Origin of the sequence: Paenibacillus sp. FSL P4-0338, from assembly GCF_038002365.1 — a bacterium.
GTDB lineage: Bacteria > Bacillota > Bacilli > Paenibacillales > Paenibacillaceae > Paenibacillus_AQ.
Map to the genome: position 1 here is coordinate 787237 of NZ_JBBOCG010000002.1, position 23114 is coordinate 810350.

A 23114-nucleotide genomic window follows, 5' to 3' on the forward strand; every position below is an offset into this window, starting at 1 on the left:
AAGACAGAACAGTGGAACTAGAGGAGGGCTAATCATGTGTGATAGATTTCAGATCGTAGGCAGCCTGCTGCGTCCGGCGGAGCTATTAGAATATAAGCAGCAGATTGAACACCGGGACGATATTCAGTATCCTTTTTACGGGGATTTCCAGGGCTATGAGCAGTGTGAGGCGAAGGCGATTCAGTCGGTAGTCGAGCAAGCGAAGGAGAATGGGCTATCGATTCTGACGGATGGAGAGTATTCCAAGTCGATGTGGCATCTGGACTTTGCGTGGGGCTTCCAGGGGATGGAGCGCTATATCGCGCCTCACGGGTATTTCTTCAGAGACGTTGACGGCACCTCCAAATACGAGACGCGCAAAGACATCGGTCTGCGCATCACAGGCGAGCTGGGCGGTAAGAATCACCACTTCCTTCAGGCGTACCGCCAGCTTCAAGAGCATGCGGGAGACAGGGAGACGAAGCTGTGCGTGCCTTCGCCGTCCCATATCTTCGGAGAGCTGTCCTGGTCGGATAACCTTGGCGGCGAAGGTGCAGTGTACCAGAACCGTGATGAGCTGAAGGCCGGTCTAGTGACGGCATATAAGGATTTTGTAGGGGAATTCGCAGCCGCTGGCGGTAAGATTCTGCAATTCGACGACTGCCTCTGGGAGCTATTCGCGGACGATAATCCGAATTCGCCCTTTACCGGTGAGGCAATCAACCATGAAGAAGTACAGAGTCTCGCTACAGAGTTCATCGATATTAACAACACCATTATTGATTACGGACATAGCTTGGGGCTGCTTATGTGGACCCATAACTGCCGCGGGAATTATGATTCCCGGAATATGGGCGGCGGCTCTTATGTGAAGATTGCCAACCTGTTCCTGAAGCAGCTGAAGTACGACCGCTTCTTCCTGGAGTGGGACGACGAACGCGCGGGCTCGCTGGAGGCACTTGCCGTGTTCAAGGATAGACCGGAGACGGAAATTGTACTAGGCTTGCTGTCTTCCAAAACCAGTACGCTGGACGATGAGACCCGTGTCCTCCGCATGCTGGATGAAGCGTCCACGATCATTCCGAAGGAGAGATTACTGCTCTCCCACCAATGCGGCTTCGCGTCCTGCGACGGGGGTAATGAGCTGACGGAAGCGGAGCAATGGGCGAAGATCAGACAGGGGCAAAAGATTGCTCAGCAATACTGGGCTTAACTTCATTAATAGGCAGCAACTGTTCATAAAAGCAAGCCCGCATCTGGCAACAGGATGCGGGCTTATTGATTGTTTAGGTAACATGTATAGAGGATTCCTGCAAGAAATGCAACATTGCTGCCCATTAGAAGCGTCTTACGCTGAAATTCTGCACGAAATGCAACAAATCCAGTGCTAACTTGCTCTAAACACCGAAATTTGTGTGAATAATGCAACATTGTACATTCAGTAAGTAATAGTTAAAGAGGAATCCTGCAAGAATTGCAACAATTCTCTATACAAGCGGCTGGTAAGAGAAGGCATCGCATCCTTCACCCGACAGGGTGATTTCCTAATGTTTCGGTCTATATCACCTGCTATATAGATTAAACTTGAAAATTAAAGTTAAGGGAAAAGTGGCGGAGGGGAATTTTGGAACTGTAGGAGCGGAAGCGCCCGCCTGAAGGCTTTCCGCAGGAAAGCTCGCATCGTAAGCATAGGCTGTGTTTGGATTTCCACTGCGCGTAGCAGTTTTAATCAAGAAATTCAAACACAACAGCGGCCGGAAGTCCAAAACTTCTCTGGAGTCACGGCCAATCCCAAAAGAAAAAAATATTAGTTCAATTTATATAGCTAAACAACATGTCGCATTTATCCGGCTGTAATGTCGCAAAAGTACATGGAAACAGAGGCAGCAGATCGGATATACTCGCTTTAACAATTATGATAATGAAAATCATTATCACATAATACATAACAGGGGGAGTCAGTGTGAACAGAGCAACACAGAAACAAGAGGCCGGCAGGAAGAAATTCGCCGCTGGGCAATCAGGATTATTCATGGTATGGATGCTGGCACTGGTATTGGTACTGACAGCTTGCGGATCTGGAGGGGGAGCTAATGCAGGGACAGCCGCACAGCCGTCTGCGTCAGCTGAACCGTCTCCGTCGGCTGAAGCACAGGCGCAGGCATCACCGGAGGCACAGGCGACAGCAGCCTACCCGGTTACTCTTAAAGATATGAAAGGTGAACATACGCTGACGGAGAAGCCGAAGGTGATCGCTGTGCTTGACGTGAAATTCGCCGATCAGCTGATCGCGCTTGGAGAGAAGCCGGCAGGCAGCGTGGTTGCTGGAACCAAGGACGAGTTCCCGGAATATCTGAGTGCTCAGATGGATGGTGTGAAGGTCCTGGGTACACGCGATGAGCCCAATCTGGAAGCAATTGTGGCGCTGAACCCGGATCTGATCCTGATGACTGATTTTCAGGAGGAGGCTTATGAGAGTGTCAGTAAAATCGCGCCTACAATCGTACTGGACTTCTATGAGGATTGGCGGGATACGCTGGCTACCATCGGTACAATAACAGGTAAGCAGGCAGAGGCCGAAGTGGTGAAGAAGGCCTATGAGGATAAAATCACCGGACTGCGTGAGCAGCTGTCGGCGAAGCTGGGCGACGAGACGGTCGCGCTGATTCGCCCGAGACCGGAAGGGATCCGTGTACATGGTCCTGAGCACCGTACTGGAAGCATTCTGTATGAGGATCTGGGATTAAAGGCGCCTGCGTTCGTTCAGGCGATCAAGGATGATACCTCGGTTGAAATATCGATGGAGACTGTCTCTGATATCGGGGCAGATCGCTATTTTCTGCTCTCAGATGATCTGTTCGCCAAAGAGGCAGAGGCTCTGGCCAGCAGTCCGATCTGGAAATCCCTTGATGCAGTGAAGAATAACCGTGCCTATGATGTGAATTCAACGCTCTGGATCGCGTATTATGGTCCCCTTGCGATCAATATTATTGTAGATCAGGCCTCGGAAGCGCTGCTTGGAGCTAACTGAGATGGACCAATATCTGTCGTCCGCCCCCTGGAGGGAACTGGCGGAGGATTACCGGATGAGACTGGGGGAGCCGCCTGCGGGCAGCGTCCGCACCATTGCTCTGAGTGAGCTGCAAGACGAGGCGGTGTGCCGCGAATATGTTAGCTGGCTTAAGGATTATATCGGTGCGCCGGACACACAGGTTGCGGCTTCCATGCTGGCTAAGCGGATCGGATATCTGTGGATCGCGCCAATACTGACCGCCATGACCATTCATAATCGTGAAGTCTTCTTCCCGCTGGACAGAAGCTTCCTCTATCATCCGGCTTCTGCAGAAGAGACGACATTCCCTTTCCTGGCGCTGGACGGGCTTCAGTCAGCCTCCCCGCCGGATGATCGGGGAGTGTGGCGCGAAGCTGTTGTTAAGGGGAATTTTGCAGTACGGCTTGCGCCGATGCTGCAGACGCTTGCTGCCGTTGGACCTGTCTCCATGGCTGTGCTGTGGGAGAATATAATGGTGCGTATTGCCCCGCTGTATGCGCCCGGAGCAGATCTGTCCGGCGAAGAAAGGCTGCGGATGCAAGAGGACTTTACGTATCTGACCCGGATGGCCGCCGGTCCATTGTTCAGCGCAAGACGCAACCCGTTCACCCTGTTCACCGAGGGGAGTGACGAGGCTCCGGTTGCGAAGAGCAAGCGTATCACGTGCTGCTTTTACTACCGGATGTCCGGGGAATATTGCAGAAAGTGCCCGAAAATTGACAATGAGAATGAATCTCAATTAAAATGACAGCAGGTCTATCCGTTTAGCAAAGGATACTGTTGTCAGGAGATGAGAGAAATGCCGCAACAAGAACAGGCGAGTCTATGGAGTGATACGGCGGTCAAGATGCTTGATGTGCGCAGTGGTACTGTGCCGCCCGGCGGCGTGCTGGGCGAAACGGAACTGGCGGCAAATCAGCTGCTGCTGGCCATCGGCGGGCAGGGAGGGCTTGTGATGAATGGTGAAGGCTGCCATGTCCAGGCCTCTTTTGCTTGTCATGCTGCCAAGGGATCAGCCTATACTCTGAGTGCGGGATCAGACAACATTCATTATACAGCTATTAGCTACAAGGCCATTCCTGTTGCGGGAGCTGCCCATGTGCTCTTCCCGCAGCGCAATCACCCGCTGCGGACTTCGTTTGTACACCATTCCGCGCCCCCTGCGGAGCTGCATATGGCAGCGGAGAGAATTGCAGCCAAATGGAGCCGGGGAGAAGGACTGGAACGCTTCCATGCCAATGCGCTGCTGCAAGGCATGCTGTGCGAGCTTATTATGGAGCATGAACGTGGTCAGGGCGGCAGAGAGCCGGATATGGTGGAGGTTGTTGCCGCCTATATCGCGGGACATTATCGTCAGGAGCTGGGGCTTAAGGAGCTGGCCGCACTGGCCGGATGCGGCGTGCGGCAGCTCCAGCGGCGGTTCAAGCAGGAGAAGCAGCTCGGGCCGATGGAATACGTGATCCAGCTGCGGATGGAGAATGCAGAGCGAATGCTGCGTTACACGGATGCTCCCATCGGCGTAATCGCGGAGCGGACAGGCTACCGCGACATGTATTATTTCAGCAGAGCATTCAAGAAGCATTATGGAGTCCCTCCGCAGCTCTACAGGCGTGCTGCCGCTTCAGATCCGGGGACGGTTCCCGTTCCTTCGGGATTGCCGGAACGCTCGGTCTCCCCGCACGGATCAACACAGGGTCCGGTGATCCCCCATCTGCGGGGCGAATATCTTGTCACCTCTGCTCCGCAGCGGATCGCCGTGCTGGACGTCCAATATGCTGACCATTTACATGCGCTGGGGATGTCCCCCGCAGGAAGCGTAGGCTTCGGAAGCGGGGCGCTGAATTTCCCGCCGTATTTCCGGGAGAGATTAACGGCAACGGAAATGCTCGGAACCTATGAGTACCCGGATCTGCCGGCGGTTGAACGGCTGCGGCCGGATCTGATTATCTGCACCGAGGTGCATGCTCCGCACTATGAACGCTTAAGCCAGGTAGCGCCAACGGTCATGTTCAAGCGTAATGAGAGCTGGCAGACGATTCTGCGTCTGTTCGGAGAACTGACCGGCAAGCAGGAGGAGGCAGAGCATATTATTGCCGATTATCTCCGCCGTACAGCATTGCTGTCCGCAGAGCTTGCTCCGGTACTCGCGGGTAAAAGTGTTGCGCTGATCCGTCCGCGCGAGTCCATCGTCCGGGTACACACGGCTTCTCACCGCACAGGTGCTGTACTGTACCGCGACCTTGGTCTGCCGGCCCCGTTATTTGTGGCGGACACCGCCTCTGACACGGCCTATCATATTTCCGTGGACAGACTTCCGGCTGTGCATGCTAACTACTACTTTTTGCTCAGCAACGAGCGAATGCAGGGGGGAATATCGATGACAGAGCATAGTGTGAGGGGCATGCTAGGTGCAGATCAGCGGCAGCTTATATACCCGGTAGATGCTGCTACCTGGATCGGCTGTTATGGACCTACAGGCATCAACTGCATTCTGGATCAGGTGGCCCAGGCCTTGCTGGCTTGAGTGATGACGGCTGCCAATTACATCTCCCGATCATACTTGAACCGGTAATAGATGCCGTATCCAATCGTGAACAGGTAGGCGAATACCAGTAACAGCACAACGGTGAGTTCAGTTTCCATTAAGGCAAGAGCCAGCATTAAAGCCCCGAATATATAAACCATCATGTCATAGGCCTTCGCCTTTGCCCGGGTGGCAATGGCGATATTGCGTTCATCGTTCTTGTTGATCTCCAGTTCCTTGGCGGTGGCAGGGCTCTGCTTCAGAGCACGCTGTCCGATGAGTTCCCCCATTCCACTGCCAAAGACGCCGGAGCCCAGCCCAATACAGATATAAGGCAACGTCCGCATGATCCCCTGCGGGTCTTGAACCGTTCTAATAAGGTACAGACTGCCTGCCAGCAACAGAAGACCTGCAATAACCAGAAGATAAGCGGTGACGGATTTCTTCATGAATTCTCTTCCTCCTCATAAATAAAAATCTCCTCGATGCTCAGCCCGAAATAACGGGCAATCTTAAACGCTAACAGGATTGAGGGGTTATAGCGGCCGTTCTCCAGCGAACCAATCGTCTGCCTGGACACTTCAAGCGCCGCTGCTAATTCCTCCTGCCTGATTCCGCGCTGCTTGCGTAACTCTTCCAAACGGTTATTCATGGAATCCCTCTCTTTATGGAAAGTTAACTTTACATAGAGAGTGTATCGCATTATGCGCATTATGTAAAGTTTGCTTTCCATTCTAGGATGAATGGAGAATTTGCTCACTCCTCATATACGAACGTCCGTGCTACAATATTCCTTGTGAATATATGGAAGGCGGTGGGGCAGTGACTGCAAGACGGTGGGTGATGACCTTCATACGGATGCACAAGCTGGTATTTGTATGCGGTTTCTTAGTAACTACGTTAATGACCTTAGTGAACCTGATGTATCCGTTCCTGGGCGGACGGCTGATTAATATCGCTTTTTATGACCAGGATCTGAAGGCTTTCCTGAAGCTGTGCCTGATCTATGCCGGAATTCTCCTGTTCAATCAGTTCATTGTGGCGACGCTGAACAATCTGATCTCCTCCCAGATGATGACGGGGTTCGTGTTCGATATCCGGCGGGCGCTATTCCGCAAGATTCTGCATCAGAAGGGGAAGGATCTCTCCGGGATGTACAGCGGCGATCTGATCAGCCGGATGAACCGCGATGCCAAGGACATTATGAATCTCGTCTTCTGGAGCGGACTGTGGGGGTATTCGAATCTACTGCATATCGTGTTCGCCGTGGGCTTCATGTTCTATTATCATGTCCTGTTGGGAGTGTTCACGGTGGTACTGGTGCCTGTCGTGTTCTTGGCCTCGAAATACTTTAAGCAACGGGCGCTTAGAGTTAACCGGGATCTGGCGGCGGAGCAAGGGAGGCTGTCCTCGTACTTATTTGAAATTGTGGCGAATATGCGGGAGATCAAGCTGCTGAATGCCGGGAGGCAGGTAACGCGTACCTATCTCAGACGGACAGTCTCTATCCATCACAAGCATGTGGACAATGGAAGAATCGAAGTAACCACCGAGCGGGTGAACGCATTCATCACGCTTGCTGCACAACTGCTGCTGTTCATCATTTGTGCCCGGCTGATTGTGAAGGGGCAGATGCAGCTTGGTGTTTTTGTGGCTGCCGCCAGCTATTTCAATATGGCTGTGACTTACTTCAGCTCGATGAGCGGCAAGATTACCGATACCTGGGGGCAGTCGGTGTCCTTACAGCGTGTTGCGCAGCTCCTGAATGAGCAGGAGGAGGACTACAGAGAAGCGCTTCTGCCCACACTGATTAACGAGGGGACGATTGAATTTCGTAATGTCAGCTTCGGATATACGGAAGAGAGGCGGGTGTTGGACGGGTTCAATCTCCGTGTGGAGGGAGGAAGCACCGTGGGCATTGCCGGGAGGAGCGGAGCCGGGAAAACAACGCTCGGAAGCCTGCTCTGTAGCCTCTATCCTGTTGACGGCGGCGAGCTTCTGATCGATGGCCGCAACGTGAATGAATATAACCTGCACAGCTTGCGGAGTCAGGTGGGCGTGGTCCATCAGGAGACGGTTCTGTACGATAACACGCTGCGGTATAATCTGTCTTTTACGAATAACCGTGATCAGGACAGCCTGTTACTCGAAGCACTTAAGAGAGCTGCGCTGTATGAGCTGGTCCTGAATCTGCCGGACGGGCTGGACACGGTGCTGGGGACTTCCGGGCAGGAATTATCGGGCGGCCAAAAGCAGCGTCTGGCTATTGCGCGAATCCTGGTCAAGAATCCGAAAATTCTGGTCTTCGATGAAGCAACTTCGTCCCTCGACAGCAAGAATGAAGCGCTGATCCGGCAGATGACCGGTGAGCTTGGGCAAGACCGGACGCTGATCATCATCGCCCATCGGCTGTCCACGCTTAGAGGCTGTGACTCGATTGCAGTGCTGGAGGATGGCCGGGTCACAGGCTACGATACTCACGACGTGCTGATCAGAAGCAACAAAACGTACATAGATCTATTCAGCGAACAGTGTGCAGGAGGCGAAGCGGTATGACCATGACAAGATGGGCCGCCTATAAGGCGCTGACACAGGGAATTGAAGGTGTCCGTAAGCCGCTGCTGGTGCTCGCGTTGTTCAAGCTGTGGAATCTGGTCTGCGGACTGCTTCCGTTATTCTTGTACTCTCTGCTCGTCAACCGCGTGCTGGTGGAGAAGCATCTGAGTGGGCTATGGCCGGTTATCGCGGGTTATCTGGGGGTATTCCTGCTTACGACGGCCGGGATTGCGGTCAGCAAGCGCTACTCCAACCAGCTGCTCCTGAGGTATGATCTCAGGCTTAAGCGCAAACTGCTGAATAGAGTGAGCAGCCTGGATTATGAGGAGTATAGCGGGTACAGCATTGGTGATCTAAAAAGCCGGATCGAGCAGGATTCAGCTGCCGCCGGACGGTTCTTCACGGTTCATCTGTTAGATTTCAGCTACGCTGTCCTGTATGCTGCTGCGCTGGCTGGGATCCTTGTAAGCTATGACTGGCGGATCGCCCTCCTTAGCTTCGTCTTCGTTCCGGTCTCCCTGCTGACGGTGAATCTTCTGGGCGAGAAGACGAGAAAGGCGGGAGAGGAGCTATGGAGACTGCAGAACGGGTACGAATCCTTTTTACATGCTAGTCTGCAGAACTGGAAGGATATTAAGACCAATAATCTGGAGGAGGCCCAGCTAGAGGAATTGAACGGGCATTATGCAGCTATCCGTCCGGTGTGGTTCCGCAGCCAGCTCTATCAGCATCTGGGCGTTACCTATTCGTTCTTCACCAAGAATTTCATTACCCAGCTGTTCATCTATTTCATCGGCGGACTCTTCGTGATTAAGGGCTATTCGGAGGTCGGTGTGCTGCTGGTGTTCATCAGCTTCTACGGACAGTTCTTCGGATTCATCGAGACGATCAGCAACGGCCTGCTGAATTACAAGAATGATTCGGTGAATATCAGTAAAGTGATCGGACTATTGCATGCCAAGGTGGACCAGCGGCCTTACAAGCGCATTAGCGGACAAGAGATTGAGGTTCAGAATTTACAGTTCCGCTATGAGGGGAAGAATGCCTTCGCGCTGGACGGGATTTCGTTCTCGGTGGGGAAGGGCGAACATCTAGCCATCGTAGGGCAGAGCGGCAGCGGCAAGTCTACGCTTGCCAGACTGCTGACCGGACAGATGAAGCCCCAGGGCGGGAGCGTCAGCATCGGCGGCACGGATCTGCATGCGGTGAACAGCGGGAGTGTGGCGGCCAAGGTAAGCATCGTGGTGCAGGAGCCTGTTCTGTTCAATATGACGATCCGGGAGAACCTGCTGCTGGCGGGGGACGGGGCAACGGAAGCAGAGCTGATCGCCTGCTGCCGCAGCGCCAATATCTATGACTTCATTGCATCACTCGAGCAAGGGCTGGATACGGTTATCGGGGAGAAGGGGATGAAGCTCTCCGGGGGCCAGAAGCAGCGGCTGTCGATTGCGCGGGCGCTGCTGCAGCAGCGGGACATTATTATTTTCGATGAAAGTACAAGCGCCCTGGATCATGAGAATGAGAGCGATATCAGGAATGAGCTGAAGCGTCTGTCGGCTGGAACTACCATGATCTCGATCGCACACCGCCTCTCTACGATCCAAGACTGTGATAAGGTGCTGGTTCTGCAAGCCGGTAAGGTGGCAGCCTGCGATACCCATGCTAACCTGCGTAACCGGAATGAGGCCTATGATCTGCTGTTCCGCAGCCAATACGCCGCCTTAAGCCATACCACAGAACTTGTTCATTGACGGCGTCTCCACCCGGTAATATATTAAAATTAAGATTAACTATGTCCGTGACAGACTGTAGAGGAGAAGAGAGATGAGCCCGATCCATGTGTGGATACCTGTCGTATTTTATTGGCTGCCGATGCTCTTCTTTTTCTACATGGGAATGGATGTGCTGCTGCGCAACCCGCGGAAGATTGAACATCGTCTGGTAAGCGCTACAATTCTGTGCTATTTCCTGATGTTCCTGGAGGAGTACATCCGGTATATGCTGCCGATTGAATATAGTCCGGTGCTGGCTGCGGTCTGGTTCGCCAATGTCGGTATCCTCATTCCAGGGCTTGGCTTCCATCTGATTGCCCGGTTGATTGGCCTCCATAAGCGGATGTCCCGGCCGTGGTATCCCTATCTGTTACATATCCTAACGCTGGCGATCCCGGCGGGACTCATTGGTCAACGTTCCTATACTTCTGTGCAGCTGTTCACCGTAAGCGGGGTATGGAAATGGCCGATAGCAAATTCAGCCTACTACGGGACCTTAACGGCAAGTCTGCTGCTTAGCTTCATCCCCATCGTCATGCTGCGCAGTGCACGCAAGTGGAGTGCCGCCGATCCTGATTACCAGGAGCATGGCGGTATCTTCAAGCTGCTGGAGTACGGCTCTTGGGTGACGTTCTTCTGGGTAGCTGTATTCGGTTATCTCCGCTTCGATGAAATGTTGCCGCCCTATACGTATATCTACGGAGGATTGATCTGGTGCTTCGTGCTGCGCCTGTCCATGCAGAGGTATGAGTTCCTACACCATTCAGGACAGCGCTATAAAAAAATGTTTCAGATCAGCTCGCAGGCTGCGCTGCTCGTCTCGTTGTCAGGCAGCATCAAGGAAGCGAATCCGAGTGCCGGCAGGATGTTCGATCGTCTGTCCCTCGGGAAGGCTAATCTTGCCGATCTGGGCGGTGCGGAGATCGTGGCGAAGCTTCAGGCGCAAGAGGATATCAGCGAGCTGGAAATGGTGCTGCACAGCGGGGACAGTCCGATCGAGGTGATGATTAACGGGGATTACGTGACCGTGGATCATGAGCCTCATGCCGTGCTGCTCATCCGGGACATCCGGCTGCGCAATCAGCATGTAAGGCAGATTGCCTTCATGGCCTATCATGATCCGCTTACAGGGCTGCCGAACCGCAGACAATTCTACGACAAACTGGAGGAGACTCTTGCGGAAGCAGAGCGCAGTGGCGGGGAAGTAGCCATCCTGCTGCTGGATCTCGACCGGTTCAAGCTGGTGAACGACCGCTGGGGTCATGAGGCCGGTGACCAGATGTTATGCAAGGTAGCGGGCATGATCCATCAGCTGGTTCAGCCGGACGGGCTGGCGGCCCGCTTCGGCGGCGACGAATTCGTGCTGTTCTGCCCCGTGGATGGAGGCGGGCTGACCGCCGCAGAGCTGGAACACCGGCTGCTGGCGGCGGCTGCACAGGCCACGCTGGATTATGAAGGCGAAGAGCTGAAGATCGATATGAGCATCGGCATCAGCTTGTATCCGCAGGACGGAACGGCCCCGGACGCGCTGCTGCGCCAAGCCGACAGACGGATGTATGCGATCAAGCGGGGAGAGGCGGAGGGAAATCATGAGATTTGAGATGGGCAGGGGGATGTCGTTAATTGAGGAAACCGTGCGGGAGTTTCTGTATGAGACGGCAAGGGTCCTTGATATCAAGAGCACCCCACTACACTCAGGCTATCAGGCGAAATTTTGATATGGTTATTGTGTAGTAGATATGTTTTGTCGGAGGAGCCTTTTCTGTTCAATGGCAGAAAAGGCTTTTTAGCATTCGTAGAAAATAAAGATATGGAATTATTGTGTAAAATATTACATTTTTGTGCTTTTATCTTTATTATTGTAGGGGGAGGTAATGCTCTCAGGATTTTTGGTAATCATAATGTTATTTGTCTTCGGATTCCCGGCCAATCAAGTGAATGCTGAGACTAACCCATTAGCAATAGAGAAGCTGGCACAATTAAGCAGTGATAATTTACTGGATACCCTCGTTGATAACGGGCTGATCCTGCCTGAGGGATTAGAACAGAATGAATACACTGAGAATGCTGTGAAGACAATAGTTTCGGACATCGAGCGGGGAGTAGTAAGCACGGACCACATCCCATATAATTATACAGAGCTAGCGGAGTTAGCTAGGAGAATTCTCGATGTCTCTCCCTTAAAAAGCTCTGCTAAAGCCAGCTATTCGTTAGTAAATAGCACAGTGATAGGATCATGGTCAAACAGCTATACCGGATATAATTGTTATGGATATTCTATTGGAGTGCATGTATTCCAAAATCCAGGCTATCATTCCGGTCAGGGATTCAGTATGAGTTTACCTATAGCTAGTATGGCGGACTTAGTAGTTGATGATTTGGATACCCTTGGATATTGGGGTTATAAAACAATCACAAAACCATCGCCACTAGCTAATTATCAAAAAGTAGGTGCTATTAGAAAAGGCAGCGTAGATTATCTTTTCATGAAAGGTGATCTATCAGGTAATGATTGGACACATAAACCTAGGGGGACCAATCCTTTGAGATGGAATTATTCCTCTCCAGGATATACCACCTGGACTAATGAATATTCTGTAAACAATATAAGTAACCCGGGGAACATAACATACAATAGCTCAATTTATTATATTATTTATTGGGCAAAAAACGGTCCTGGGCCCCAACCTAACAAGATTGAGCCTGCAATCTGATTTTTGATTTTCTAATATCCCAATTGAATAGAGGAGGTGCTGAATATGAGCTTCAACAAAATCAAAGTTGGCAGATTAAGGTGGGAATTTGTCTGCGCAGTCCTTATGCTGGCTCTGATTGGTACCGGGTGCTCGCTCAATACGGAGGAAAAAGTGAAGGAACTGAATGCTGTTGATGTGCCTGCTGACGAAATAGTTGATATATCCTGGAATGCTGGGTGGTCACCAGCAATCAGCGTAACTCCAGGCATTCTGTTTGAGCTGCACGGCAGTGATGATGTTATCTATGAATTATCTGGAGATACTGCTTACCTATGTGTTGATGCTGGGGGGAAGCTTGAAAGCCTCAGCAAAGGAGGAAACACAAAGAAATCCGGGGAACGCTTCTACTGGAACTACCTCTACGGAGACCCGCAGAAACAGCCTGCCGATGTTGGAGACTCATGGATCAACATTATCCGTAAGGAGGAAAATTATCGCACCGGCTGGGTCTTGATAAAGATATCCTCAGGAACAGACAAGACAGCAGAGAGGGAGAATGGATTGTTCAAAGCTGAAGTTATGGCAAGCCTGGAATTTCCCCAACAGGACGGTAATTACCAGGTGATCTCGGATAAGAATCTGCTGGATCTTGAAGCCGCCTACAAAAAATGAATAGAACTGATAAATAAAACCCCTTCTGGCGAAGGGGTTTTATTTATCACCAACGTTGAGAATTCACCTCCATTGAGGTGAGGGGCTGAATCGGAATTTTCAACTGCATGGAGAACGTACGTGCTATAATTAAGGAAGCTATTGCCTGACCAATTCATTTCATAGGAGCTGTGTCACATACCATGATCAAGAAAGAAGCCGCACATATCCGCAAGCAGTTCAAGATGGACCATGATCAGCTGAATCTGTACGATATTCTGAATGTCTATATTATGAAAGAAACGAACGAAATCTACCACTTCGAGCGCCAGCCGTTCGCCATGCTGGAACGCGAGAAGCAGGAGCTGTATATGAGTAACTTCCGGAAGCTGCTGACGGGCGAGCTGGATCAGAAGCTGTTCGAGCTGAAGTTCCTGGAGCAAGCGGAGGAGCCGTCGCAGGTGATGCTGCACCAGGGGCTGATAACCGGTGACCCGGAGGAGTGGCAGGACCTGATGCTCATGCTGGTGGACAAAATGCTGGTGGATGCCAAGTATGAGAAGGATGCGGTCATCACCTTCGTAAGGGGGCAATACTTCCGGCCGACTAAGGCGCGTAATGACGAAGCTGAGCAGACCGGGAAGGACGAGGTATTCGCGCACCCGTTCATTCTGTGCAGTGTGAATTCTACGGAGCAGCAGCGTAAGACGCTTTTGTTCGATTATGTGGAGCGGGAGTTCAAGTATAATATCATGGTGGACCCGATCATCAAGCTCAGCACGCCGGAGCAGGGCTTCTTCTACCCGAGTGTGACCGACAACTATTCGGATATCAACCGTGTCCTGTACTGCACAGGAAGCGCGAATAACCCGAACCCGCAGTTCATCGAGCAGGTGCTGAATGCGGAGCGGTCGGTGACGGCGCTGGAGGAACGGTCTATTTTTGAAGATATTGTGAAGGAAGTGGCGGGCGAACAGATCGATGTGGCGACCATTGCCCAGGTGTATGAAGAGATTCATCAGGTGATTGAAGACAACGCGGAAGAGGAAGAACCGCCGAGACTCGATTACCGTGATGTGGAGCGTGTGCTAAAGGCGAGTGGCGTGGAGGATGTGACGGCGGAGAAGGTGGAGCGGGCATTCGAGACCATCGTGGACAATAAGCACTATGAGATGAAGGCCAGCAGCGTCATCCCGAAGTTCACCTCGAAGTCGATCAAGATCGATACGAAGGTCGCTTCCATCACGATCAGCCCGCAGGACCTGAGATATGTGCGGCAGGTGAATTACCAGGGCAAGCGCTGCATCATGATTGAGATTGATGAGGATGCGGTGATCGAGGGCTTCACGCTGCTGACGGAGAACTTATCCTAATCTGTATAGAAGGTTTTTTCGGAAAAAGGGCTATCCCGATGTCTCCTTAGGAGAGCGGGAAGCCCTTTATGTGTAGGTGTAGGGTTGGTGCGAGTGCGCGACGCCCAATGTCTGCGAAAAACCGAACACAATGGGCCGGAGCAGGGCGGGCTTAGGAAGAGCTTCAATTCACATAGAAGCTGAGCTTGTCCCAGGTATTGCCCGTCGATTTCTGAATATTGATGTTATAGATAAGCTGGCCCTCTGTTTTGTAGAAGTTCAGATCCTTTGTACGGTAGCCCTGTGCGGAGAAAAAAGGTTTGACGTCCTGCTTGATGACTTGTTTGAATAATTATTTCATATTTAACAATTCCTGCATAGTAAGTAAGTCCTCCTTCACCTGAGGTGATAGTAGGCTGCATATTATAACCTGTCGGCTGACAGCTATAGGGTACTATAAACAGGATCGCCTCAAATGACTTCTTTCTGGGTAAATATAGGATAGGAGACAGGAAAGGAGAATGCAGGTAGTGATGAAGAATGTTAAGATTCTATTGTTTTTCTTTGGGTTTGCGGCTGTGATGGTGCTGCTGTTCGGATGGGGGCTGCCGGTAGTTTTTCAATTATTCCTACATAACGATTACATGAGAAGTCTGACGTTGCTGGTTGTGTTCAGTATTATAGTTTTAGTAAAAAGGTTGAGTTGGTCCACTTATTTGGTCTTTGCCGTCGCCGTCTTCTCGTTCTTGGGCATGATGATCGACACGGCCGGGAACCCCGTATACAATAAGCCGCTGCAATGGATCGTCTCATCTATAGGTCAATTGCAGCTGGACCAGGATGTCAATAATTATGCGCCAGGCCAGTATGTCATTTCGGATAACCTTGCTATACTGAAGCCTGGCGGGGAGATGGTCACGCTAAGTACCGTATGGTTATACCTGTACCGCTTGGCCCAGTATATGGTGCTCTATTCGATTGTAGGCACCGTACTCGCAGCGGTCCGGGGAAGTAGGCCGGAGCGCTGGCCGGTGCCTGCCGCTTCTGTAGACGAGACGTTGACGCCGGATATGGAGCAGCGGGTAGCCGCGGAGCTGAAGCGCCGGGAGGCAGCAAGCACAACACTGAGGGTCGTTCCCGAAGAGGTCCAGGAGCATGTCCGGCAGTTAAAAAAGGACGGCAAGCTTATTCTTGCCATCAAGCTGGTTCGTCAGCATACGGATATGCCCCTTGGCGAAGCCAAGCGGTATGTGGAAGAAATGTAGAGGATATTTATCAGCCCGTTCTGTGCAATCGACAGAGCGGGCTTTTTTGCGCGTATGGTAACTCATCCTGTTGCGAAGCTGGAGTTCTTTTGCAAGAGTGGCTTCCAAATTCGGCAAAAAAATATAATGATGTATTTTAAATTTTAGTAAAGTAATTTTGAAGGTTTATGGCGATTTTTGTCGAATCCAATGTGGATAATTATATTCTGCTCACAGGAGGGCACTTTTACTAACGGGTTGAGGGCTGGCTAACGGATAAATTGGACGGCACATTTAATAGACATAAGGGGGCATGTGTATGAAAAGACCGTTGTTATGGAAAAAAATCTCGATTTTCATGCTTATATTTATACTGATATTCCCGAATATGAGTATTGCCGGAGCACAGGCTTCGGCGGATACTTTGACTGTTGCATCGGCCGTGGCAGACAACCTGGATACGAACTTGAACAGTGTAATCTATGAGAACGGAACTTATACCGCAGTAGGAGAGGGCGGGAGAATCGTACAATCGGCTGATGGAATGAGCTGGAGCAAGATCAGTACCCCTTCATCTAATGCCAAGATTTCATGGAGGAGTATTGCATTTACCTCAAGTACTTATGTAGCGGTAGGTGTTGATTATTCAAACTCCACTGCAAAGGCTAAGGTTATTGTCTCTACGGATGGAGGCGGAACCTGGAGTGATAAATCCTCATCTGTAAATGCTGATATCCTGCAAAAGGTACGTTACATTAACGGGATATTTTATGCTGTCGGCGGAAGGTGGGCCGCTGCTAATCGGGCGCAAGACCTTGGAGTTATCTATTCTTCCGCAGACGGACAGAATTGGAGCCAGTGGAGTACTGTTCCGGCACTCTGGCCAAACGGATCGACTACCAGTACTACTTTTTATATAACGGACATTATTAATTTCAATGGAAAATATGTGATTACGGGAAATATATTCGCCTCTTATGCCCACTCGGGTGACGGGTCAAGCTGGACGTCTGCATTCTTGGGCGGAACGTTTGGGCTGGATGCATTAGCTGTGTACAACGGTAAGCTCTATGTATCGAAAAACTGGGAGAACGGTTATGTAAGCAGCAATGGAATGACCTTTGCGGCAGACTCTTCTTACGATTATATGCTTGGCGTTGTGCAGGCGGGATCATTACTCTACCGATATGGCAGGGAAGGTAAAATGTATACCTCGGCCAATAGTGGAGGGGCTTGGACAGCGGCGGAGCCCGTAACGAATCATACCATTATATCGGCTGCTTCAAACGGCACAGGAATGGTTCTGATAACCAAGTCATCGCATAGTCTTGTCGTGACGTCAGATCAGACCCGCTGGGCCAGATTCGGCGGGAATTTACAAGGAAGTTCTTATAATGGAAACAAGTGGGAGGTTGTTGGAAACGTTCTCTCAAACGCGGGTTCGGAGCTTCAGGATAGTATATTCCTGTCCTCTTCAAGCGGCTGGGATCAGTTGAGTGTGTCTAACCGCCTGCTGCCTAAGCTGGGATTCGCTGAAATTGCCTATGGAAACAATGTTTTCGTTGCAGCGGGGAAAAAGCTGGGTGTCTCTGGAGATGGAGAGAATTGGACGGTTACAGATCTTCCAGCCGGAGCTACCGGTCTTGTACAAGGATTAGCTTATGGCACTAACGGTTTTGTTGCCGTGGCTGGCGATAACGTTCTCCAATCTGCTGATGGAGTCTCATGGACAGTTGTAACTACCTTAAACGGCGCTTCTTTCAACCATGTGAAGGCTGTGAACGGGGGTTATGTGGCCTTTGGTACAGGAGGGATCTGGGCCTCTACGAATGGAACAAGCTGGAGTTCACTTGACTCATTGAAGGATTACGAGCCCTCCAGCTACATCACTTTCTATGATATCACTTATGCGAATGGAAAATATGCCGTTATAGCTACGAATGGCAATGATGGAACTCCGCAGCTGCTGGAGACAAGCGGTGTGTTAAGCGACACCTCTGTCTGGACGAAGCATGAGATTGATGCAGGCGCAGCCTGGACGGAGCTGCGTTCCATAGATTATGGTAACGGTTATTATGTTGCTGCGGGTGTAGTGTACAACGATCAGGAATCCCATGTGGTTTATTCTTCTAAAGACCTGGTTACCTGGACCCAATATGATGAGCAGGCGCTGGGAGTCAGCGGAAAAGGATTAAACCAGGTTAGGTTCCAGAATGATAAATTCTATATTGTAGGTAACGACAATACAAGAATTGTACTGGACAGTGGAGTGGGGGGGGCACCGGAGACTACCCCTGGAGCGGTGATCGACTATACTGCAGAGCAGCTGACTGGCCTGACGCCAGGCGCTGCTTATACCGTGAATGGTCAGCCTGTAACGGTAGACGTTAACGGCAAGCTGGCTATAGATAGCGGTTGGCTGGGAACGTCATTAAGCATCGTGAAAAAGGGTGACGGTTCGGCGACTACAGACAGCGTGGCGCAGACGCTGAATGTTCCGTCTCGTCCGGCAGCACCTGCGGGTGTGGCTTCAACGGATGAAACCGCGATTGATGCGAAGGACGGCACACTCATCAATGTGAATACTGGGATGGAATATAAGCGTGGAACGGCAGGTGCTTGGTCGAATGTTGCGGGTACAAGCGTAACAACCCTTGAACCGGATACCTATTATGTCCGCACGAAAGCGACAGCGGCAGCATTCGTATCGGAAGCGCAGCCTGTAACGGTGAACGCATATGTGCCAACAGCAGAGACTACCCCGGCAGCGGTGATCGACTATACTGCGGAGCAGCTGACTGGCCTGACGCCAGGCGCTGCTTATACCGTGAATGGTCAGCCTGTAACGGTAGACGTTAACGGCAAGCTGGCTATAGATAGCGGTTGGCTGGGAACGTCATTAAGCATCGTGAAAAAGGGTGACGGTTCGGCGACTACAGACAGCGTGGCGCAGACGCTGAATGTTCCGTCCCGTCCGGCAGCGCCTGCGGGTGTAGCTTCAACGGATGAAACCGCGATTGATGCGAAGGATGGAACACTCACGAATGTGACTGCTGCGATGGAATATAAGCGTGGAACGGCAGGTGCTTGGTCGAATGTTGCGGGTACAAGTGTAACAACCCTTGAACCGGATACTTATTATGTCCGCACGAAAGCGACAGCGGCAGCATTTGTATCGGAAGCGCAGCCTGTGACGGTGAACGCATATGTGCCAACAGCAGAGACTACCCCTGGAGCGGTGATCGACTATACTGCGGAGCAGCTGACTGGCCTGACGGCAGGCGCTGCGTATACCGTGAACGGTCAGCCTGTAACGGTGGACGTTAACGGCAAGCTGGCTATAGATAGCGGTTGGCTGGGAACGTCATTAAGCATCGTGAAAAAGGGTGACGGTTCGGCGACTACAGACAGCGTGGCGCAGACGCTGAATGTTCCGTCTCGTCCGGCAGCACCTGCGGGTGTGGCTTCAACGGATGAAACCGCGATTGATGCGAAGGATGGAACACTGACGAATGTGACTGCTGCGATGGAATATAAGCGTGGAACGGCAGGTGCTTGGTCGAATGTTGCGGGTACAAGCGTAACAACCCTTGAACCGGATACCTATTATGTCCGCACGAAAGCGACAGCGGCAGCATTTGTATCGGTAGCACATAGTGTGACGGTGAATGCATATGTGCCAACGGCAGAGACTACCCCGGCAGCGGTGATCGACTATACTGCCGAGCAGCTGACTGGCCTGACGCCAGGCGCTGCTTATACCGTGAACGGTCAGCCTGTAACGGCTGACGTTAACGGTAAGCTGGCTATAGCTAGCAGCTGGCTGGGAGCTTCATTAAGCATCGTGAAAAAGGGTGACGGTTCGGCGACTACAGACAGCGTGGCGCAGACGCTGAATGTTCCGTCCCGTCCGGCAGCGCCTGCGGGTGTAACGGCAACGGATGAAACCGCGATTAATGCTCAGGATGGAGCATTGGTTAATGTAGATTCCACGATGGAATACAAGAAGAGTGCCGCAGGTGCCTGGGGTGTCGTTACAGGCACGGCCGTGACAGGCCTTGCTCCGGACACGTACTACGTACGGGTGAAGGCAACTGCAACGGACTTTGCCTCGGAAGAGCAAAGTGTAGCTGTCGAGCTGTACGTGGCAGCGCAGGAAATCACCCCGGCAGCAGAGATTAATTATGAAGCTGAGCAGTTGACCGGACTAGTTCCAGGCGGTAAGTATGTCATTAACGGCACACTGGCAGCAACAGCGGATGTGACTGGGAGGCTGGCTCTGGACAGCAGCTGGCTGGGTATTACGTTGAGCGTCGTGAAGCAGGGGAATGCTACAACGACCGTCGACAGCGCGGCGCAGACCTTAATCATTCCGTCCCGTCCGGCAGCGCCTGCGAGTGTAGCTTCAATGGATGAAACCGGGATTGATGCGAAGGACGGCACACTCATCAATGTGAATACTGGGATGGAATATAAGCGCGGCACGGCAGGTTCTTGGACAGCTGTTACGGGCACAACCGTCACAGGCCTTGCACCAGACATGTACTTTGTCCGCACAAAGGCGACCGTAACGGCCTTCACCTCAGCTGAGGCAGAGTTGACGATAACGTCATTTGCGGCAACGGCGGAAGTGATGCCTAATGCGATCATCGATTATGCTGCTGAGTTACTAACGGGTCTGATTCCAGAAGGGGTATACACTGTAAATGGTACGGCTGTAATAGCCACCACGGACGGAACGCTGCCGATAGACAGCAGTTGGCTGGGCAGCGTACTGAATATCGTGAAGACAGGTAACGGTGTGACCACCACCGATAGTGATGCGCAAGTGTTGAGTGTTCCTGCGCGTCAGGCTGCTCCGGTTGGAGTGAGTGTCACGGATGTGACCTATAACGGGGCCAATGACGGAACACTGCAGAATCTGACCGTCCAGATGGAATACCAGATGGGGAACACAGGGGCTTGGACAGAAGTTACAGACATTACGGTTACTGGTCTGATACCGGGCACGTATTATGTGCGGGTGAAGGCTACGTCAACGGACTTTGCCTCGGTTATTGCTCAGGTGACCGTGCATGACTCGGATGCCATGATCCCGGCGGCTCCAGAAGTAGTAGCGGATGATCTGAACAATACGATTAAGGGCCTGAATACCAGCATGGAATTCTCCGTGGATGAGGGACCCTTCGTACGATATGACGGAACCAACCTGCCGGACCTGAGCGGCGAGCATACTGTGAAGGTACGGGTGGCGGCCAGCGGATCAGTTCCGGCAGGACCGGCAACGGCGCTGACTTTTACAACGAATGTCTTGATCCCTGCCGGGGACTTGACTGTGAGTGCCAATGATCCGAGTGGTGCAGAGAGTAACGGCTATACGCAAATCAAGGTTACGCCTGCACCGGCTGAAGGGCATAAGCTGCTGTATAAGAATTTTGGTGCTGGTAGCATCATTGTACCGAATGTAGGAGACCTTCTAACCGGATACACCCTTGTAGGCATTGAAGGGCTAGTTCCGGCAGCCGATGGGGATACGCTTGGGATTGCTGAGGTAGATGCGGAAGGCAGAGTGGTGAAATACGGCAGCGTCATGGCAGTAGTTGCGGTGACGACTCCGGTAACACCAACTCCTGATCCGGTCAGCCCGGGAAGCGGAAATAACCCAACTGCCGGAAGTAACACGAACAGCGGGACTCCTTCCGGGAATCCAGCCAGTACGGTCACCAACGTAATTGTCCTTGTGAACGGCAAGGAGGAGAACGCGGGCACAGCGACGACAACTACTTCGGGCAACACCAAAACTACGATCATTACCGTAGATCCGCTCAAGCTCCAGGCCAAGCTGGATGCGGAAGGCATTGGGGCAGTGGTTACAATTCCAGTAATGCTGGACTCCAACATTTTTGTTGGCGAATTGAACGGTCAGATGATCAAGAATATGGAGAATGTGGCGGCAACGCTTGTACTCCAGACCGGCAAGGCTTCTTACACTTTACCAGCATCCGAGATTAATATCGGAGCGTTGGCCCGGCAATTTGGCACCAGTGTGAAGCTGGAAGATATCAAGCTGAAGATTACGATCGGCGAGTCTTCTGCAGCAATGAATCAAGTGATAGCCGTCGCAGCAAGCAAAGGCGGCTTTGACCTGATTGCACCTTCACTAGACTTCACAGTCACTGGGACCTACGGTAATTCCACAGTGGAAATCAACCGGTTTGACGCTTATGTGAAACGTACGGTGGAGATTCCTGGAGCCGTTGACCCGAACCGGATTACAACAGGTATCGTTGTAGAGCCAGATGGAACGGTGCGTCATGTACCCACCCAAATCATCCGGGAGAATAATAAATATTATGCTGAGATTAACAGTCTAACGAATAGCTCGTATTCGGTAGTCTGGCATCCGTTGACCTTCGCAGATGTAGAGAAGCATTGGGCGAAGGCTGCAGTGAATGATATGGGCTCGCGGTTAGTCATTAACGGGGTGAACGAAACGACGTTTAACCCGAATGCGGATATCACTCGGGCAGAGTTCGCAGCAATTATTGTACGCGGTCTGGGACTGAGGCTCGGTGAAGGAGCGACTTCTTTTGCTGATGTGCCAGTGAGTGCCTGGTATGCAGGGGCGGTACAAGCGGCCTCGGAGTATGGTCTGATTAACGGCTTCGAGGACGGAAATTTCCGTCCGGATGCCAAGCTTACACGCGAACAGGCGATGACGATCATCGCTAAGGCGATGAAGCTGACCGGTCTTGCAGACCGGACCAGCACAGTGGATACAGCAGGTGTATTTGCAGCCTTTACTGATGCAGGACTTGCCGGCAGCTGGGCAAAAGATAGTTTGGCACTTGCTGCCAAGGCTGGTCTGATTAGCGGCCGCAGCGGTAATAAGCTGGAAGCCAAGGCTAATGTCACACGTGCAGAAGTGGCTGTTCTCATGCAGCGGTTGCTGCAGAAGTCAGATTTGATTGACTAAACGGAGAGGGAAAGAGAAAAAGGGATTCAGCTTGAGCTGAATCCCTTTTTAATGTTATGCATCCTACTAGAAGGGTGAAAAAGGTAGGAAGTGCCCTGTCATGAAGGATGCAAGTAATAAAGATACATAAATATCGAAATTGAATATAATAATTTGTCGAATTAGTTAACTTTAACGCGAAAAATGTCGATAAACCAGTATGGAAAACTAATGCTTGCTAATGCCGGGCATGTGCAGAGCGTGTGCAGCATGTTCAGAGTTTTGCGGAAGCGTTATCAATATTATGGAAATGGTCATTCGACAAGGAGGAAA

The 23114-nt window shown here is 51.6% G+C and carries 15 protein-coding genes; 12 read left to right on the top strand and 3 right to left on the bottom strand.

What is annotated here, in order from left to right; translation table 11 throughout:
* Positions 1-34: 34 nt before the first annotated feature.
* The 4 genes from MKZ07_RS27475 (at position 35) to MKZ07_RS27490 (ending at position 5555) form a co-directional block, all read left to right on the top strand.
* A complete protein-coding gene (locus MKZ07_RS27475; RefSeq protein WP_036693042.1) occupies positions 35-1192 on the top strand; it encodes a 5-methyltetrahydropteroyltriglutamate--homocysteine methyltransferase in 1158 nt (385 codons plus the stop codon).
* Between the two features lie 750 nt (positions 1193-1942).
* A complete protein-coding gene (locus MKZ07_RS27480) occupies positions 1943-3010 on the top strand; it encodes an ABC transporter substrate-binding protein (protein WP_036693038.1) in 1068 nt (355 codons plus the stop codon).
* 1 nt (position 3011) lies between these two features.
* Complete coding sequence (locus MKZ07_RS27485) at positions 3012-3779, top strand: (2Fe-2S)-binding protein (RefSeq protein ID WP_036693035.1); 768 nt, start codon at positions 3012-3014, stop codon at positions 3777-3779.
* A 51-nt stretch (positions 3780-3830) separates the two neighbouring features.
* Complete coding sequence (locus MKZ07_RS27490; protein WP_036693032.1) at positions 3831-5555, top strand: helix-turn-helix domain-containing protein; 1725 nt, start codon at positions 3831-3833, stop codon at positions 5553-5555.
* A gap of 17 nt (positions 5556-5572) precedes the next feature.
* Here MKZ07_RS27490 and MKZ07_RS27495 read toward each other — a convergent pair whose 3' ends face one another.
* Together MKZ07_RS27495 and MKZ07_RS27500 are read right to left on the bottom strand one after the other, a co-directional pair.
* Positions 5573-6004 (bottom strand): hypothetical protein, encoded by a 432-nt coding sequence (locus tag MKZ07_RS27495; protein ID WP_036693028.1) that lies wholly within the window; start codon positions 6002-6004, stop codon positions 5573-5575.
* Entirely contained in the window at positions 6001-6207 is a 207-nt protein-coding gene (locus MKZ07_RS27500) for a helix-turn-helix transcriptional regulator (protein ID WP_036693024.1), read from the bottom strand. Before MKZ07_RS27500 ends, MKZ07_RS27495 begins: the two co-directional genes overlap by 4 nt.
* A 170-nt stretch (positions 6208-6377) precedes the next feature.
* On the opposite strand from MKZ07_RS27500, the gene MKZ07_RS27505 reads away from it, so the two are divergent.
* From MKZ07_RS27505 to MKZ07_RS27530, 6 genes are all read left to right on the top strand, one after another.
* On the top strand, positions 6378-8111 hold the full coding sequence (locus MKZ07_RS27505) for an ABC transporter ATP-binding protein (protein WP_162174445.1): 1734 nt from the start codon (positions 6378-6380) through the stop codon (positions 8109-8111).
* On the top strand, positions 8108-9862 hold the full coding sequence (locus tag MKZ07_RS27510) for an ABC transporter ATP-binding protein (protein ID WP_036693020.1): 1755 nt from the start codon (positions 8108-8110) through the stop codon (positions 9860-9862). Before MKZ07_RS27505 ends, MKZ07_RS27510 begins: the two co-directional genes overlap by 4 nt.
* A gap of 73 nt (positions 9863-9935) precedes the next feature.
* Entirely contained in the window at positions 9936-11483 is a 1548-nt protein-coding gene (locus MKZ07_RS27515) for a GGDEF domain-containing protein (RefSeq protein ID WP_036693017.1), read from the top strand.
* 274 nt (positions 11484-11757) lie between these two features.
* Entirely contained in the window at positions 11758-12597 is an 840-nt protein-coding gene (locus tag MKZ07_RS27520; RefSeq protein ID WP_341028747.1) for a hypothetical protein, read from the top strand.
* 45 nt (positions 12598-12642) lie between these two features.
* Complete coding sequence (locus tag MKZ07_RS27525) at positions 12643-13251, top strand: hypothetical protein (protein WP_036693010.1); 609 nt, start codon at positions 12643-12645, stop codon at positions 13249-13251.
* A 182-nt stretch (positions 13252-13433) separates the two neighbouring features.
* Positions 13434-14603 carry a DUF4317 domain-containing protein gene (locus MKZ07_RS27530; RefSeq protein WP_036693000.1) on the top strand — a complete coding sequence of 390 codons (1170 nt, stop codon included), beginning with the start codon at positions 13434-13436 and terminating at the stop codon, positions 14601-14603.
* Between the two features lie 163 nt (positions 14604-14766).
* On the opposite strand, the gene MKZ07_RS33670 is transcribed toward MKZ07_RS27530, so the two are convergent.
* Positions 14767-14919: a DUF4304 domain-containing protein gene (locus MKZ07_RS33670; RefSeq protein ID WP_084648854.1), complete on the bottom strand. Its 153-nt coding sequence runs from the start codon at positions 14917-14919 to the stop codon at positions 14767-14769.
* 193 nt (positions 14920-15112) lie between these two features.
* Here MKZ07_RS33670 and MKZ07_RS27535 point away from each other — a divergent pair, with 193 nt between their 5' ends.
* Together MKZ07_RS27535 and MKZ07_RS27540 are read left to right on the top strand one after the other, a co-directional pair.
* The gene (locus MKZ07_RS27535; RefSeq protein ID WP_143804333.1) at positions 15113-15847 is read left to right on the top strand and encodes a hypothetical protein; all 735 of its coding nucleotides are present in this window, start codon (positions 15113-15115) and stop codon (positions 15845-15847) included.
* 298 nt (positions 15848-16145) lie between these two features.
* A complete protein-coding gene (locus MKZ07_RS27540) occupies positions 16146-22802 on the top strand; it encodes an S-layer homology domain-containing protein (RefSeq protein WP_341028753.1) in 6657 nt (2218 codons plus the stop codon).
* Positions 22803-23114 lie beyond the last annotated feature (312 nt).